The following is a 17,272-nucleotide window of genomic DNA, read 5'->3' as shown; positions in this document are numbered from 1 at the left end:
GGATGAGTTTTTTCAATCGACAGGCAACATATTGTGCGTGCGGCCCAATCGGGTGGATTGACTTTGTTTTTGCCAGTGGCATGATGCGCACGAAATCTGAACTTCCTCACGGTTTTTAATCCATGTCGACCTATACCCGGCCAGTGCTTTTGTTGCTCTGTGGCCTGCTTTTGCTGACCCTGGCGATCGCGGTGTTAAATACGCTCGTTCCGCTGTGGCTCGCCCATGAAAACTTACCGACCTGGCAGGTGGGCATGGTCAGCTCGTCCTTTTTTACCGGCAACCTGCTGGGAACATTGCTGACGGGAAGCCTGATAAAACGCTTCGGTTTTAACCGCAGCTATTATCTGGCATCGCTTATTTTTGCTGCCGGATGTGCCGGGCTGGGGTTGATGGTCGGCTTCTGGAGCTGGATGTTCTGGCGATTTATTGCCGGCGTAGGCTGCGCCATGATCTGGGTGGTGGTGGAAAGTGCCCTGATGTGCAGCGGCACCTCCCGCAACCGCGGCCGCCTGCTGGCAGCCTATATGATGGTCTATTATGTCGGCACCGTTCTGGGCCAGCTGATGGTCAGCAAACTTCCGACCGACCTGATGAACGTGCTGCCGTGGGTGACGGGCATGGTACTGGCCGCGATTCTGCCGCTGCTCTTTACGCGCATTGTCAATCAGAGCAGCGAGCATCAGGAAGCGACCCACGTGTGGCCGATGCTGAGATTGCGCCAGGCGCGTCTGGGCGTTAATGGCTGCATCATCTCCGGAATTGTGCTGGGTTCACTCTATGGTCTGATGCCGCTCTACCTCAACCATCAGGGCGTCAGTGATTCTGGAATTGGTTTCTGGATGGCGGTGATGGTCAGCGCGGGCATTGTCGGACAGTGGCCGGTGGGACGTCTTGCTGACCGCTTCGGGCGCCTGCTGGTGCTGCGGGTTCAGGTCTTCGTGGTGATCATGGGTTGTGTTGCCATGCTCAGTAATGCCGCCATGGCGCCTGCGCTATTTATTCTGGGCGCGGCAGGCTTTACCCTCTATCCGGTTGCAATGGCCTGGGCCTGCGAAAAAGTGGAGCATCATCAGCTGGTTGCCATGAACCAGGCGCTGCTGCTGAGCTATACCATCGGCAGTTTACTGGGGCCGACTTTTACCGCCATGCTGATGCAGAATTATTCCGACAATCTGCTCTTTATCATGATCGCCAGCGTGTCGTTTATTTACCTCTTAATGCTGCTGCGTAAAGTGGGTGAACACCCAACGCCGGTGGCGCATGCCTGAAGAAATAAAAGCCTGTCGACGACAGGCTTTTTTGTCTCTGTCACATCTAAGAGTTTTACGCATTGTTTGTTTATTACGCCTGGCGATAATTCAGATGCGTTCTACCACTAAAAGGCAGCGATCATGTCTATTTGTCGTTTTACCACTACCGCGCTGGCAGTAGTGTTGTCTTTATCATTTGCAACTGCACCTGTTATGGCTAATCCGGGAAATGGCAATGGCCACGGCAACGGCGGTGGGCAAGGTAATAGCGGTAATCATGGTAACGGAAATGCCGGCAAAGGGAATGCCGGCAAAGGGAATGCCGATAACCATGGCAATAAACAAAATAATGGTAGCCACAGTTCCGGAAAATCAAATAAAAGCGTAAGGGATGATGTGGATGCGCGTGTCAGTTACGATCATGTCCGTCATCTGGCTCTGAACTATGGTTTAACAGGCTATGATTCACTGCCGCCGGGGATTGCAAAAAACCTTGCGCGCGGTAAACCGCTGCCTCCGGGCATTGCGAAAAAGACCGTACCGGCGTCGATGTTAGGCCAGTTGCCCTCTTATCCAGGCTATGAATGGCGGGTAGTCGGTAAAGATCTGGTATTAATTGCGCTGAGTACGGCGATTGTGACCACCATTATTAATGGTGTCTTTGACTAATAAATAAAACGCCCGGTGAATACCGGGCGTTTTGTTAATACATTACCTTGTGACCGTACTGCTCAAGAATGCCTTTGACGCGTTCCATGGTCTCTTTCTTCGGCGGCTTCACGCCATCAAGCTTGTACTCTTCACCCATCGCCACCCATTTATGTTTGCCCAACTCGTGATAAGGCAGCAATTCAATTTTCTCGACGTTACCCATATCACGCGTGAACTCACCCAGGCGGTGCGCGGAGTCGTCGTCGTCTGACCAGCCAGGAACCACAACATAACGGATCCAGGTTTTAATGCCTTTGGCGGAAATATATTTCGCGAACTCTAAAGTGCGATGGTTAGAGACGCCCACCAGATTCTGGTGGATTTCATCGTTCATCTGCTTGAGATCGAGCATCACCAGGTCAGTCACTTCCAGCAGTTCATCGATCACCGGATCGTAGCGGCGGACAAAGCCGTTGGTATCCAGGCAGGTATGAATGCTCTCTTTACGGCAGGCGCGGAACCAGTCGCGCACAAACTCGGCCTGCAGGATCGCTTCACCACCGGATGCGGTCACACCGCCACCGGAGGCGTTCATAAAGTGGCGATAGGTCACCACTTCTTTCATTAATTCTTCGACGGTGACCTCTTTGCCGCCGTGGGTATCCCATGTATCGCGGTTATGGCAATACATGCAGCGCATCAGGCAGCCCTGGAAGAAAGTAATAAAACGGATGCCCGGGCCATCGACGGTGCCACAGGACTCAAAGGAGTGAATGCGACCAATAGTTGACATTGCGGTGATATCTCCAGATTCGGCCCGTCCGGGGCCTGTTTATTTGCACAGCTCAGGCGGCTGTGTCGAGTCTGTTTTGGCTGTTATCCATTCATTATAGATAGCGGGCAAAAGAGACTGCGGAGCGGGAGGTGTTAAAAAGGCCCCACTTATGTGGAGCCTTTATTGTACGCCTTTTACCTGGCGTTTTCAGTCAAATCCACTTACATGGACTGAGTGAAAGTACGGGTAATAACGTCTTTCTGCTGTTCTTTAGTCAGCGAGTTAAAACGTACTGCGTAGCCAGATACACGGATGGTCAGCTGCGGATATTTTTCCGGATGTTCCATCGCATCGAGCAGCATTTCACGGTTCATCACGTTCACGTTCAGGTGCTGACCACCTTCGATGGATGCTTCGTGATGGAAGTAACCGTCCATCAGACCCGCGAGGTTGGTTTTACGCACTTCGTCGTCTTTACCCAGCGCATTTGGAACGATAGAGAAGGTGTAAGAGATACCATCTTTAGCGTAAGCAAACGGCAGTTTGGCAACGGAAGTCAGAGAGGCAACTGCACCTTTCTGGTCACGGCCATGCATTGGGTTGGCACCAGGTCCGAATGGCGCACCAGCACGACGACCGTCTGGGGTGTTACCGGTTTTCTTACCATACACAACGTTAGAGGTGATGGTCAGAACAGACTGGGTCGGGATAGCGTTACGGTAAGTAGTCAGTTTCTGAATTTTCTTCATGAAACGTTCTACCAGGTCAACCGCCATGTCATCAACGCGAGCATCGTTGTTACCAAACTGCGGATATTCGCCTTCGATTTCGAAGTCGATAGCCAGACCGTCTTCATCACGAACGGGTTTAACTTTCGCATATTTGATAGCAGACAGGGAGTCAGCAGCCACGGACAGACCTGCGATACCACACGCCATGGTGCGTACCACGTCACGGTCGTGCAGCGCCATCAGAGAGGCTTCGTAGCTGTACTTGTCGTGCATGTAGTGGATGACGTTCAGCGCGGTGACGTACTGTTTAGCCAGCCAGTCCATGAAGTGATCCATGCGATCCATCACTTCGTCGTAGTTCAGCACATCGCCTTTGATCGGCTCAGACTTAGGACCAACCTGCATTTTCAGTTTTTCATCAACGCCGCCGTTGATTGCGTACAGCATGGTTTTCGCCAGGTTTGCACGCGCACCGAAGAACTGCATTTGTTTACCAACAACCATTGGGCTTACGCAGCAAGCGATAGCGTAGTCATCGTTGTTGAAGTCAGGACGCATCAGGTCATCGTTCTCGTACTGCAGAGAAGAAGTGTCGATGGAGACTTTAGCGGCGAATTTTTTGAAGTTCAGTGGCAGTTTTTCAGACCACAGAACGGTAATGTTCGGCTCCGGAGATGGCCCCATGGTGTACAGGGTATTCAGGAAGCGGAAGCTGTTTTTAGTGACCAGGGTACGGCCATCAACACCCATACCGGCGATGGATTCAGTTGCCCAGATTGGGTCACCAGAGAACAGTTCATCATACTCTGGGGTACGCAGGAAGCGAACCATACGCAGTTTCATGACCAGGTGGTCAATCATTTCCTGAGCGTCAAGTTCTGTGATTTTGCCTGCTTTCAGGTCACGTTCGATGTATGCATCCAGGAAGGTGGAGACACGACCGAAGGACATTGCTGCACCGTTCTGGGACTTAACAGCAGCCAGATAACCGAAGTAGGTCCACTGAATAGCTTCCTGAGCGTTGGTCGCAGGTCCAGAGATATCGCAACCGTACTTAGCTGCCATCTCTTTGATCTGGCCCAGCGCACGGTGTTGTTCAGAAATCTCTTCACGCAGACGGATAGTGGCTTCCAGGTTTACGCCATTTTCCAGATCGGACTGCAGAGACAGGAACTGGGAGTATTTGTCTTTCAGCAGGAAATCAATACCGTACAGCGCAACGCGACGGTAGTCACCGATGATACGGCCACGGCCATACGCATCTGGCAGACCGGTCAGGACGCCAGATTTACGGCAGTTCAGGATGTCTTTGGTGTAAACGTCAAACACGCCCTGGTTATGGGTTTTACGGTATTCAGTGAAGATTTTTTTCAGCATTGGGTCCAGCTCGCGATTGTACGCTTTGCAGGAACCTTCAACCATTTTGATACCACCGAACGGGATAATCGCACGTTTCAGTGGTGCTTCAGTTTGCAGACCAACGATCTTCTCAAGGGACTTGTTGATATAACCCGCGTCGTGAGAAGTGATGGTGGACGCGATGGAGGTGTCGAAATCAACAGGCGCGTGAGTGCGGTTTTCCTGCTTAACGCCTTCCATAACGCTGTCCCACAGGGCTGTGGTTGCGTCGGTAGCACCGGCCAGGAAGGATTCGTCACCTTCATATGGGGTGTAGTTTTTCTGGATGAAGTCACGAACGTTGACTTCATTCTGCCAATCACCTTTGGCAAAACCTTCCCATGCTGTGGCTAACTTTTCATTAAGTTCGGACATGTAACACCTACCTTCTTAAGTGGATTTTTTATTTACTGCCTGAGAAAACCATTACTCACTAATGATGGTTATCGCCACGCAGGTAAATGACCCAGTATGTCAACCCAACCAGCAGACCACCGCCAATAATGTTCCCGATTGTGACTGGGATCAGGTTATCAGTAATGAAGTTCATAACGGTCAGGTGAGAGAAACTTTCCGGGCTGGCGCCAACTGCGGTCCAGAACTCCGGGGTGGCAAAGTTACGGATTACGATACCGAAAGGAATCATAAACATGTTTGCAATGCTGTGCTCAAAGCCGCTGGCAACGAACATGGCGACCGGCAGCACCATGATCATGGCTTTGTCCATCAGGCTGCGTCCGGAGTAGCTCATCCAGACTGCCAGGCAGACCATCAGGTTTGCGAGGATGCCAAGGGCAACGGCTTCAATAAATGTATGGTGTACTTTGTGGTCGGCGGTTTGCAGGACGTTAAGCCCCCACGCACCGTTGGCGGTCATATATTCACCTGACAGCCACATCAACAAAACAAAGAGCAGGGCACCAATCAGGTTGCCTACGTAAACGTTGAGCCAGTTTTTCCCCAGTTGACCCCAGGTGATCCTGCCGCTGGCTTTTGCCACCACGATAAGCACCGTAGAGGTAAAAAGATCGGCACCGCAAATGACGCACAGAATCAGACCCAGTGAGAAACAGATGCCGCCAATCAGCTTGGCAATACCGAATGGCATCGCGGCTGTACCGGTGGTCGCAGTAATATAAAAAACAAAGGCAATGGAGATGAACACCCCGGCAGTAATCGCCAGGAAGAACGTCGTCAGCGGTTGTTTCGTTGCTTTATAGACACCCGCTTCTTCGGCAACTTTTGCCATTGCAGCTGGGAGTAAAAGATCAAAAGGGTTGTCAGCTTTCACACTAACTCTCTCTTTATTAAGTCGGCGACGAGATACTAACAAAGCATTATAGAAGAGAAATTGATATAGATCATATCTCGCCTGGCTTATAGGCCCGCACGGTGTATGGTTTTTCAGCAAATGCGGGGTAAGTTTATGATTATCCAAATAAAAATAAATTTTAAAAGTTACAAAATGATTTGATTTTTTTCTCCTGACGCCATCTGTGACAGTTAATTAGAATGGAGTATTTCATATAAAAAGTAACAATAACCGCCAGGTCGCTATTATTATAGCTACCAATATTTAACTTAATTATTACAATTAAACATTTATTACCGCAGAAATAAAAAACGGGGCAATAAAATTGCCCCGTAATATAACGTAGGTGATTGTATTCGCCTACTCTTTGTAATGGTATGTAACGTTATTTAGCCCAGAATGCGCTTTTTGCCTTCTGCAACTTCTCATAGGCTTTTAGTAATGACTGGTGCGCAGGGAAGGCTTTCAGATCGCTATCCACTGCTTGCAGGCCATAGAACGGCGCTTCGCCGCAGAGGGCCGCGCTGGCGTTCTCTACCGCTTCGGCACCATACATGCGGGTAAAGGCATTCAGATACTGTAAAGGCTGACGATCTTCTTCCTGTGACAGTAACAGCAGCGTCTGCAGGCAGCGGTAGTAGTTCGCACGCTCAGCGCTGAATACCGAGGCGTTGAATTCGATGGTCCACTCAGTCCAGATGAGCGCCTGTTCCAGATCGCCACCCGCCAGCGCCAGCATCGCCTTCAGCTCGCCGATACGCAGGGTGTACCAGCCGTTATCTTTGCCTGTTGCCAGACCCAGCAGCTCGCGCACGCGCGTGAAGTCGTCGTGACCTTCGTCGTCCAGTTGGGTAATGAGATTCAGGTAATCCTCTTTCTCCCATGCACTCTCCGGCAGCGCCAGCAGGGTTTCGCGCAGATGGCTGCCCATGCTGTTATTTGCCAGCCACAGATCTTCCACCGGATAGATATCAGACATGCCCGGCACCAGAATACGACAGGCATAAACGCCCAGGTGCTCATAATCGGCGATGTACACTTCCTGATCTTCGGCTGTGAAGATAGCCATCAGCGTGGCGAACTCTTCCTCCGTGGTACCGGAGAAGCTCCAGTCAACAAATGGATAATCGGCGTCCTGCTTAAACAGATCCCAGGAGATAGAACCGCTGGAGTCGATGAAGTGCGTTTCCAGGTTGGCATGTTCCGCCACCTCTTCGTCATCGAACGTCGGCGGCGTAAACACGTCGAGATCTTTAAGGCTACGGCCCTGCAGCAGTTCGGTAACGGTACGCTCCAGCGCCACGCCGAAGTCCGGATGTGCTCCAAAGGAAGCGAAGCAGGTACCGTTCGCTGGATTGAACAGCACCACGCAGATGACCGGATACTTACCGCCCAGAGAGCCGTCATAGGCGAAGATCGGGAAGCCTTCTGCTTCCAGTTTGGCAATAGACTCCACCACGCCCGGATAGCGGGCCAGTACTTCAGCCGGGATTGCCGGCAGGCTGATAGATTCTGCGATAATGCGATTTTTAATATGACGCTCAAAGACCTCGGACAGACCCTGAACACGCGCTTCGTTGCGGGTGTTACCGGCTGACATGCCGTTGGAGACGTACAGGTTGCCGACAATGTTCATCGGAATATAGACGGTTTGCTCATCCGACTGACGGGTAAACGGCAGGGCGCAAATACCGCGATCTTCATTACCCGACTGCAGATCGACCAGCATGCTGGCGGTCAGTTGATTCTCCAGATCGTAAAACGCACGCAGACGATCGTCGAGGATCCCTTCCGGCAGTTCATCGTCTTCGGTCAGCGGGAACCATTTTTCATTTGGATAGTGGACAAACGGGCCATTTGCCACAGTCTCGCCCAGCCAGAAATCGGCAAAGAAATAGTTAGTGGAGAGACGCTCAAAATACTCACCCAGCGCGGAGGCCAGCGCCGCTTTTTTGGTCGCGCCTTTACCGTTGGTAAAGCACAGCGCACACTCTTTATCGCGAATATGCACAGACCAGACGTGGGGAACCGGGTTTAGCCAGGAAGCCTCTTCGATGTTAAAGCCCAGGTCGGTCAGTTTTTGCTGGAAGCGCGCAATGGAATCTTCCAGGGCGGCGTCTTTGCCGGGGATAAACGTTTGGGTCATGGGGATCACTTATATCGTACGGAAAGCGCGCAATGATACGGGTTTTACGTGACAGGCGCTATCTCCGCAGGGGTCGCGGCAAAAATAAAAGCCTGGGCTATGCTTATCTTCAGTAACTTGCTGTAAAGGAATATAAAAATGAAAGCGTTCGATCTTCAGCGGATGGCCTTTGATAAAGTGCCCGTTGAATTTTTAGGTGAGGTGGCGCTGCGAAGTCTCTACACCTTTGTGCTGGTTTTCCTGTTTCTTAAGATCACTGGCCGGCGCGGTGTGCGCCAGATGTCCCTCTTTGAAGTGTTAATCATTCTTACCCTGGGGTCGGCGGCGGGTGACGTGGCCTTTTACGACGATGTGCCGATGGTACCGGTGTTCATCGTTTTTGTTTCGTTGGCCGTGCTCTATAGGCTGGTCATGTGGCTGATGTCCAAAAGTGAAAAGCTGGAAGATCTGCTGGAAGGAAAGCCTGTCGTCATCATCGAAGAGGGAAAACTGGCCTGGGATAAGGTCAAAGGCGCCAATATGACTGAATACGAGTTTTTTATGGAACTTCGAAACAGTAGCGTTGAGCAACTGGGCCAGATCCGGCTGGCCATTATGGAAACGAATGGTGAAATTAGCATTTATTACTATCCAAATGACGAAGTAAAGCCGGGATTATGTATCCTGCCAGCTGAGTATGTTGAGCGTTATACCCATGTTCCTTCAACGCAGGAATACGCCTGTATAAGATGTGGCCACGTCGAGGCAATGGTCGCGGGGGATCATAAATTGTGCCCACGCTGCGTGAATCCAGAATGGACGAAGGTTAGCCGGGCCAAACGCATTGCCTGACAGCGATTTTGTCGGTTTTGTGACAGCCCGCTGGCAGAATCTATTGTGTGATGGCGGGCACATTTTCCGGGTCATAAGTTTTAGACATTGCGGCGCGTGTCACTGAATGATAAAACCGATATCCACAGTTATAACTTATTGCTTTTAGCGTGGTGAGGGGAAATGGCTCAGGTTTTTAATTTCAGTTCAGGTCCGGCAATGTTACCGGCGGATGTACTCAAACAGGCTCAGCAGGAGCTGGTTGACTGGCAGGGTCTTGGTACGTCGGTGATGGAAATCAGCCACCGTGGTAAAGAGTTTATTCAGGTGGCGGAAGAGGCAGAACAGGATTTCCGCGATCTGCTGAATATCCCCTCCAGCTACAAAGTGCTGTTCTGTCACGGCGGTGGTCGCGGTCAGTTTGCAGGCATTCCACTGAACCTGCTGGGCGACAAAACAACGGCGGACTATGTTGATGCTGGTTACTGGGCGGCGAGCGCGGTAAAAGAAGCCCACAAATATTGCGCCCCGAACGTTATCGATGCCAAAGTTACCGTTGACGGCTTACGCGCGGTGAAACCGATGAGCGAATGGCAGCTCTCCCGCGATGCGGCCTACCTGCACTACTGCCCGAATGAAACTATTGACGGCATCGCCATCCACGAAGAGCCAGACTTTGGCGATGACGTGGTTGTGACGGCGGATTTCTCCTCCACCATTCTCTCTAACCCGCTGGATGTCAGTCGCTACGGCGTTATCTACGCAGGCGCACAGAAAAATATCGGTCCGGCCGGTCTGACGTTAGTGATCGTGCGTGAAGATCTGCTGGGTAAAGCGCATAAGTCTTGTCCGTCGATCCTTGATTATACCGTGCTGAACGACAACGATTCTATGTTCAATACCCCACCGACGTTTGCCTGGTATCTCTCCGGCCTGGTCTTCAAATGGCTGAAGCACAAGGGCGGCGTGACGCAGATGGAAAAACTCAACCAGCAAAAAGCAGAACTGCTTTACGGCACCATTGATAACAGCGATTTTTACCGCAACGACGTCGCCAAAGCGAACCGTTCCCGCATGAACGTGCCGTTCCAGCTGGCCGACAGCAATCTCGATAAGCTGTTCCTGGAAGAGTCTTTCGCCGCAGGTCTTCATGCGCTGAAAGGCCACCGCGTGGTTGGCGGAATGCGTGCATCTATTTATAACGCCATGCCGCTTGAAGGCGTTCAGGCCCTGACTGACTTCATGATTGACTTCGAACGTCGCCACGGTTAATCACGGCATGGCTCACCCCCGCGGCCTGGCTGCGGGGTTTTTATTATGTTGAACTGAGAATTAAATTTCATGGAATCCCTGACGTTACAACCTATCGCGCGGGTAGATGGCACCATCAATCTGCCTGGTTCAAAAAGTGTCTCGAACCGCGCCTTGCTGCTGGCTGCGCTGGCAAACGGCACCACTGTTCTCACTAACCTGCTGGACAGCGATGACGTTCGCCATATGCTCAATGCGCTAAAAGCGTTAGGAGTCCACTATACCCTGTCTGCCGATCGTACCCGTTGTGAAGTGACGGGCAATGCTGGTGCTCTGCACTCCGCTGAGGCGCTGGAGCTGTTCCTCGGGAATGCCGGTACGGCAATGCGTCCGCTGGCTGCGGCGCTGTGCCTGGGTAGCAATGACATTGTGCTGACGGGCGAACCGCGCATGAAAGAGCGCCCGATTGGCCATCTGGTTGATGCGCTGCGTCAGGGCGGCGCGCAAATTGATTATCTGGAGCAGGAAAACTATCCGCCGCTGCGTCTGCGCGGTGGCTTTATCGGTGGTGAGGTGGCGGTGGATGGCAGCGTCTCCAGCCAGTTCCTGACCGCGCTGTTAATGACCGCACCGCTGGCACCGCAGAACACCACCATCACCATCAAAGGTGAGCTGGTTTCAAAACCCTATATCGATATCACGCTGCATCTGATGAAGACGTTTGGCGTTGAGGTCGAAAACCAGAACTACCAGCGTTTCGTGGTGCGCGGTGCACAGCAGTATCAGACGCCGGGGCACTACCTGGTGGAGGGAGATGCCTCGTCTGCCTCTTACTTCCTGGCGGCGGGTGCCATTAAAGGCGGTACCGTTAAAGTGACCGGAATTGGCCGCAACAGCGTGCAGGGCGACATTCGTTTTGCCGATGTGCTGGAGAAGATGGGTGCCGTTGTGACCTGGGGCGATGATTATATTTCCTGCACCCGCGGTGAACTGAACGCCATTGATATGGACATGAACCATATCCCTGATGCGGCGATGACCATTGCCACAGCGGCTCTGTTTGCCAAAGGCTCCACCACGTTACGCAATATCTATAACTGGCGCGTGAAGGAGACCGATCGTCTGTTCGCCATGGCGACCGAGCTGCGTAAAGTCGGTGCCGAAGTGGAAGAGGGCGAAGACTATATTCGCGTGACGCCGCCGGCGAAGCTGCAGGTTGCAGAGATTGGCACCTACAACGATCACCGTATGGCCATGTGCTTCTCGCTGGTGGCGCTGTCGGACACGCCGGTCACCATTCTGGATCCGAAATGTACCGCGAAAACCTTCCCGGACTATTTCGACCAACTGGCGCGTATCAGCACGCCGGCCTGATAAGCCATGCCGCACCGTCCGGTGCGGCATTTCCTTACTCTTCCTGACGTTAACATCGCCCATTTCTTCTACACTCAGCTTCAATCATTCCGTAATTTGCACGCAAAGGTAACAGTTGTGCACATTGACGCGTATAATGCGCGGCGTTTACACAACGGTATGCCTAATTTAAGGAGAAAAAGATGACGGCAATTGCCCCGGTTATCACCATTGACGGGCCGAGTGGCGCAGGTAAGGGTACCCTGTGCAAAGCGATGGCGGAAGCACTGCAATGGCATCTTTTAGATTCGGGCGCAATCTATCGTGTGCTGGCGCTGGCTGCTCTGCATCATCATGTTGATGTGGCCTCTGAAGAGGCGCTGGTGCCGCTGGCCGCCCATCTGGACGTGCGTTTTGTCTCCACCAACGGCAACCTTGAAGTGATCCTCGAAGGGGAAGATGTGAGCGGGGAGATCCGCACCCAGGACGTGGCGAACGCCGCCTCTAAGGTCGCCGCTTTCCCGCGCGTTCGCGAGGCGCTTTTACGTCGCCAGCGCGCCTTCCGCGATGCACCGGGCCTGATCGCCGATGGACGCGACATGGGGACCGTGGTTTTCCCTGATGCACCGGTCAAAATTTTCCTTGATGCCTCCCCGGAAGAGCGTGCGCAGCGCCGCATGCTACAGTTGCAGGAAAAAGGCTTTAGTGTTAACTTTGAACGTCTTTTGTCTGAGATAAAAGAGCGCGACGATCGCGACCGTAATCGCGCCGTTGCACCGCTTGTTCCTGCAGATGATGCATTAGTTCTGGATTCTACCAGTTTAACTATTGAGCAAGTGATTGAAAAAGCGCTACAATATGCGCGCCAAAAACTGGCACTCGCGTAATTGCGACCGATTTAGCAGTACCCCCGCTGCAATGGATTGACGGCGGGTATGTGAAACAACCCCATCCGGCACGGAGCCAGGTGGACGTTAATATTAACCTGAAGATTAAACATGACTGAATCTTTTGCTCAACTGTTTGAAGAATCCTTAAAAGAAATCGAAACCCGTCCGGGTTCCATCGTTCGTGGCGTTGTTGTTGCTATCGACAAAGATATCGTACTGGTTGACGCCGGTCTGAAATCTGAGTCTGCCATTCCGGCAGAGCAGTTCAAAAACGCCCAGGGCGAGCTGGAAATCCAGGTTGGTGACGAAGTTGACGTTGCTCTGGATGCAGTAGAAGACGGCTTCGGTGAAACCCTGCTGTCCCGTGAAAAAGCTAAACGTCACGAAGCTTGGATCACGCTGGAAAAAGCTTACGAAGAAGCTGAAACTGTGGTCGGTGTTATCAACGGCAAAGTTAAAGGCGGCTTCACTGTTGAGCTGAATGGTATTCGTGCGTTCCTGCCAGGTTCACTGGTAGACGTTCGTCCAGTTCGTGACACCCTGCACCTGGAAGGCAAAGAGCTTGAGTTCAAAGTAATCAAGCTGGACCAGAAGCGTAACAACGTTGTTGTTTCCCGTCGTGCCGTTATCGAATCCGAGAACAGCGCAGAACGCGATCAGCTGCTGGAAAACCTGCAGGAAGGCATGGAAGTCAAAGGTATCGTTAAGAACCTCACTGACTACGGCGCATTCGTTGACCTGGGCGGCGTTGATGGCCTGCTGCACATCACCGACATGGCGTGGAAACGCGTTAAGCACCCAAGCGAAATCGTGAACGTGGGCGACGAAATCACTGTTAAAGTGCTGAAGTTCGACCGCGAGCGTACTCGTGTATCCCTCGGCCTGAAACAGCTGGGCGAAGATCCATGGGTTGCTATCGCTAAACGCTACCCAGAAGGTACTAAACTGACTGGCCGCGTTACCAACCTGACCGACTACGGCTGCTTCGTTGAAATCGAAGAAGGCGTTGAAGGCCTGGTTCACGTTTCCGAAATGGACTGGACCAACAAAAACATCCACCCATCCAAAGTTGTTAACGTTGGTGACGTAGTGGAAGTTATGGTTCTGGATATCGACGAAGAACGTCGTCGTATCTCCCTGGGCCTGAAGCAGTGCAAAAACAACCCATGGCAGCAGTTCGCGGAAACCCACAACAAGGGCGACCGTGTTGAAGGTAAAATCAAGTCTATCACTGACTTCGGTATCTTCATCGGCCTGGACGGCGGCATCGACGGCCTGGTTCACCTGTCTGACATCTCCTGGAACGTTGCAGGCGAAGAAGCAGTACGTGAATACAAAAAAGGCGACGAAATCGCAGCAGTTGTTCTGCAGGTTGACGCAGAGCGTGAGCGTATCTCTCTGGGCGTTAAACAGCTCGCAGAAGATCCGTTCAACAACTGGGTTGCACTGAACAAGAAAGGCGCAATCGTAAACGGTAAAGTCACTGCAGTTGACGCTAAAGGCGCAACCGTAGAACTGGCTGACGGCGTTGAGGGTTACCTGCGCGCTTCTGAAGCTTCCCGTGACCGCGTTGAAGATGCAACTCTGGTTCTGAGCGTAGGCGACGACGTTGAAGCTAAATTCACCGGCGTTGATCGTAAGAACCGTACAATCAGCCTGTCTGTTCGTGCTAAAGACGAAGCTGATGAGAAAGATGCAATCGCAACTGTTAACAAACAGGAAGATGCAAACTTCTCTAACAACGCAATGGCTGAAGCTTTCAAAGCAGCTAAAGGCGAATAAGTTACTCGCAGAGTGACTTGACAGATTGCAGGATTCGTCCTGTAATCAATAACAAAGGGCGGCTACGGCCGCCCTTGTTTAAGCTGTTTAGCTAATGGGTTTGAAGGAACCGGAGGAATCATGACCAAGTCAGAATTGATTGAAAGACTTGCCAGCCAGCAATCGCATATACCTGCGAAAGCAGTGGAAGACGCTGTAAAAGAGATGCTGGAGCATATGGCTACCACTCTTGCACAGGGCGAGCGCATTGAAATCCGCGGTTTCGGTAGTTTTTCTCTGCACTATCGTGCTCCACGTACCGGGCGTAACCCGAAGACTGGCGATAAAGTAGAGCTGGAAGGTAAATACGTTCCGCACTTTAAGCCGGGTAAAGAACTGCGCGATCGCGCCAATATTTACGGCAACTGAGTTCTGCCTGCGGGCGGAACTGAGTGACCACAAGAAAAGCACCTGCGGGTGCTTTTTTGTTTTTCTGCTTTTTATCTGGAAGCTGCGCCGCAAAGTTTGCCGCACTTTTCTGCAAACTGTTAATTTACGCCAGCCTGCGTCGCAACCGCTCATTTTCGCACCTGACATACTCAACCTTCAACGGCACACTGCCCTGACACAGGGAGGTGTGAATGCGTTTGACTACGTTGGCGACAAGTCTGATCCTGGCTATCTTGCCGCTGCTCTGGCTGCCCGCTCTGCCAAAGCTTTCGCTGATTCAGGGCATGATGATTGCCGGCTTCCTGCTCGCTTTAATTCGCCATAATACTGCCCGCTATTGTGGCTTCTGGCTGCTTTTTTTTGCCTGGGGAGCGCTTGCGGCACACGGTGCGGTCTGGCCGATGCAGAATCTGACCCGAGGTCCGCAAAAAGCCGGGGTTGAGATCCTGGCCGTTGAGAGCGATACGGTATATCGGGCCCGCATTATCCAGCTTAACGGTAAAGCGGTGGTGCCGGCGGTGGGCGTCAGATTGTATGGTAACACTCTGCCGCAAACAGGCTGCGCCGGGCAGCGCTGGTCAATGACATTGTCATTACGTGCCGTTCACGGGCAGCTTAACGACGGCGGTTTCGATTCTCAGCGCTATGCTCTGGCACAGCATCAACCTCTGACCGGTCGCTTTACCCACGCCGAAGTGACAGATGCCCGCTGCAGCTTGCGCGCCCGCTACCTCGCCTCGCTGACAACCTCACTCTCTGCCTATACCTGGGGGCCGGTTCTGCTGGGGTTGGGTATGGGGGAGCGGCTGGCGGTGACGCCGGAGATAAAAAATCTGATGCGGGAAACCGGCACCGGGCATCTGATGGCAATTTCGGGTTTACATATTGCGCTGGCGGCGTCGGTTATCTGGCTCCTTGTGCGTGGCATTCAGTTTTTTATCCCGGCAGCCTGGGTGAACTGGCGAGCCCCGCTGTTGGCAGGGTTCTGCTTTGCTGCCTTTTACGCCTGGCTTACCGGAATGCAGCCTCCCGCGTTGCGCACCGTCGTCTCCCTTGGCGCATGTCTGGCGTTGCAGTTGAGCGGCCGTCTCTGGTCACCCTGGCAGGTATGGCGAGTCTGCATCGCCGCCATTTTACTGGTCGATCCGCTGGCCGTGTTGTCGCACAGCCTTTTGCTGTCAGCCTTTGCGGTGGCGGTGCTGATTTTCTGGTATCAGTGGGTGCCCGCGCCGCGTTGTTCCAACTTCTGGGCAGTCAGGGCCGCCATTAACTTGCTGCATTTGCAGCTCGGCATGCTTTTGCTGTTGCTGCCGGTGCAGGTTGTCGTCTTCCATGGTTTTAGCCTCTCTTCGCTGGTCGCGAACATGGTGGCGGTCCCACTGGTGACCTTTATCTCAGTGCCGCTTATTTTGCTGGGAATGGGACTACATCTCTGGACATGGCCGTTTGCGGAAAATATGGTCTGGCATCTGGCAGATGGCTCACTGTCGCTGCTGTTTAGTTTTTTAACCATGTTGCCTGACGGCTGGATACCGGTCGATAAACGCGGGTTGTGTCTGACCCTGCTGCCCTGGGGCGCCATCGTTGCCTGGCGCATGCGCGGCGCGCGCACGTATCCGGTAGTCTGTGCGTCGGTACTGGTGCTGACGGTCAGTCCACTCTGGCGTGCGAATAAAACAGAGGGCTGGGCCGTTCATATGCTGGATGTCGGGCAGGGGCTGGCAATGGTGATCGAGCGCCAGGGAAGAGTGATTTTATATGACACAGGTCCCGCCTGGCCTGGCGGCGACAGTGCGCAACAGCTGATTATTCCCTGGCTACGATGGCATCATTTACACCCGGAGGGGGTAATTGTCAGCCACGAACACCTCGACCACATCGGCGGGCTGGTGTCGTTACGCAAGGCGTGGCCAGCGATGTGGGTAAGAAGCCCGCTGGGATGGGCCGGACATGACCCCTGCGTGCGCGGAGAGCGGTGGCATTGGCGGGGGCTGACCTTCAGCGCACACTGGCCCCTCGCCAACAAACCGCTGCGCGGAAACAACGGTTCCTGCGTGGTCAAAATTGAGGACGGCAACCATAGCGTGTTGTTAACAGGAGATATTGAGGCGCAGGGAGAAAAAGCGATGCTCAGTCGTCACTGGCAATATCTTGCGTCTACACTTATCCAGGTGCCGCACCATGGCAGTAATACTTCCTCGTCACTCCCACTGGTGCAGCGCGTGGGGGGGCACATTGCCCTGGTGTCTGCATCCCGCTATAACGCGTGGCGATTGCCCTCGGTTAAAGTGGCTCGCCGTTACAGAAAGGAAGGGTATCTCTGGTTAACAACCCCCCGTTCTGGACAACTTACCGTTTCGTTTTCGCAACATGGCTGGCAAATCCATAGCTTACGGGATCAAATTTTGCCCCGTTGGTATCATCAGTGGTTTGGCGCGCCCGGCGATAACGGGTAGAATATGCGGCTATTTCAACAAATGCTGGTTTTTTG

The 17,272-nt window shown here is 52.8% G+C and carries 13 protein-coding genes; 9 read left to right on the top strand and 4 right to left on the bottom strand.

From position 1 onward, the window contains the following. Nucleotides 1-122 precede the first annotated feature (122 nt). Complete coding sequence (locus MXM41_RS09135; RefSeq protein WP_325931381.1) at nt 123-1,271, top strand: MFS transporter; 1,149 nt, start codon at nt 123-125, stop codon at nt 1,269-1,271. A gap of 123 nt (nt 1,272-1,394) precedes the next feature. Continuing rightward, nucleotides 1,395-1,922 (top strand): anti-virulence regulator CigR family protein, encoded by a 528-nt coding sequence (locus MXM41_RS09130; protein WP_325931379.1) that lies wholly within the window; start codon nt 1,395-1,397, stop codon nt 1,920-1,922. Nucleotides 1,923-1,956: 34 nt separating this feature from the next. Here MXM41_RS09130 and pflA read toward each other — a convergent pair whose 3' ends face one another. From pflA to ycaO, 4 genes are all read right to left on the bottom strand, one after another. Then, complete coding sequence (gene pflA / locus MXM41_RS09125) at nt 1,957-2,697, bottom strand: pyruvate formate lyase 1-activating protein (protein ID WP_325931377.1); 741 nt, start codon at nt 2,695-2,697, stop codon at nt 1,957-1,959. 203 nt (nt 2,698-2,900) lie between these two features. Then, nucleotides 2,901-5,183, bottom strand: coding sequence for a formate C-acetyltransferase (gene pflB, locus MXM41_RS09120; RefSeq protein WP_325931375.1), 2,283 nt, complete (start codon nt 5,181-5,183; stop codon nt 2,901-2,903). Nucleotides 5,184-5,241: 58 nt separating this feature from the next. Continuing rightward, nucleotides 5,242-6,099 (bottom strand): formate transporter FocA, encoded by an 858-nt coding sequence (focA, locus tag MXM41_RS09115; RefSeq protein WP_325931373.1) that lies wholly within the window; start codon nt 6,097-6,099, stop codon nt 5,242-5,244. Nucleotides 6,100-6,505: 406 nt separating this feature from the next. Then, nucleotides 6,506-8,266, bottom strand: a complete 1,761-nt coding sequence (gene ycaO / locus MXM41_RS09110) for a 30S ribosomal protein S12 methylthiotransferase accessory factor YcaO (protein ID WP_325931371.1) — start codon at nt 8,264-8,266, stop codon at nt 6,506-6,508. Nucleotides 8,267-8,404: 138 nt separating this feature from the next. On the opposite strand from ycaO, the gene MXM41_RS09105 reads away from it, so the two are divergent. The 7 genes from MXM41_RS09105 to MXM41_RS09075 all read left to right on the top strand — a co-directional run bounded on the left by MXM41_RS09105 (nt 8,405) and on the right by MXM41_RS09075 (nt 17,237). Continuing rightward, complete coding sequence (locus MXM41_RS09105) at nt 8,405-9,097, top strand: DUF421 domain-containing protein (RefSeq protein WP_325931368.1); 693 nt, start codon at nt 8,405-8,407, stop codon at nt 9,095-9,097. Between the two features lie 162 nt (nt 9,098-9,259). Beyond that, nucleotides 9,260-10,348, top strand: a complete 1,089-nt coding sequence (serC, locus tag MXM41_RS09100) for a 3-phosphoserine/phosphohydroxythreonine transaminase (protein ID WP_325931365.1) — start codon at nt 9,260-9,262, stop codon at nt 10,346-10,348. Nucleotides 10,349-10,417: 69 nt separating this feature from the next. Beyond that, nucleotides 10,418-11,701, top strand: coding sequence for a 3-phosphoshikimate 1-carboxyvinyltransferase (gene aroA / locus MXM41_RS09095; protein WP_325931362.1), 1,284 nt, complete (start codon nt 10,418-10,420; stop codon nt 11,699-11,701). A gap of 182 nt (nt 11,702-11,883) precedes the next feature. Further along, the gene (cmk, locus tag MXM41_RS09090; protein ID WP_325931361.1) at nt 11,884-12,567 is read left to right on the top strand and encodes a (d)CMP kinase; all 684 of its coding nucleotides are present in this window, start codon (nt 11,884-11,886) and stop codon (nt 12,565-12,567) included. Between the two features lie 111 nt (nt 12,568-12,678). Continuing rightward, nucleotides 12,679-14,352, top strand: a complete 1,674-nt coding sequence (gene rpsA / locus MXM41_RS09085; RefSeq protein WP_325931359.1) for a 30S ribosomal protein S1 — start codon at nt 12,679-12,681, stop codon at nt 14,350-14,352. 120 nt (nt 14,353-14,472) lie between these two features. After that, nucleotides 14,473-14,760, top strand: coding sequence for an integration host factor subunit beta (gene ihfB / locus MXM41_RS09080; RefSeq protein ID WP_039029484.1), 288 nt, complete (start codon nt 14,473-14,475; stop codon nt 14,758-14,760). 212 nt (nt 14,761-14,972) lie between these two features. Then, nucleotides 14,973-17,237, top strand: a complete 2,265-nt coding sequence (locus tag MXM41_RS09075; RefSeq protein ID WP_325931357.1) for a ComEC family protein — start codon at nt 14,973-14,975, stop codon at nt 17,235-17,237. The last annotated feature ends 35 nt before the right edge of the window (nt 17,238-17,272 follow it).

The sequence above is a fragment of the Leclercia adecarboxylata genome, from assembly GCF_035787115.1.
Taxonomy (GTDB): domain Bacteria; phylum Pseudomonadota; class Gammaproteobacteria; order Enterobacterales; family Enterobacteriaceae; genus Enterobacter; species Enterobacter adecarboxylatus_E.
The sequence above is the reverse complement of the archived record's forward strand: the minus strand, read 5'-3'. Positions and strand labels throughout refer to the sequence as shown.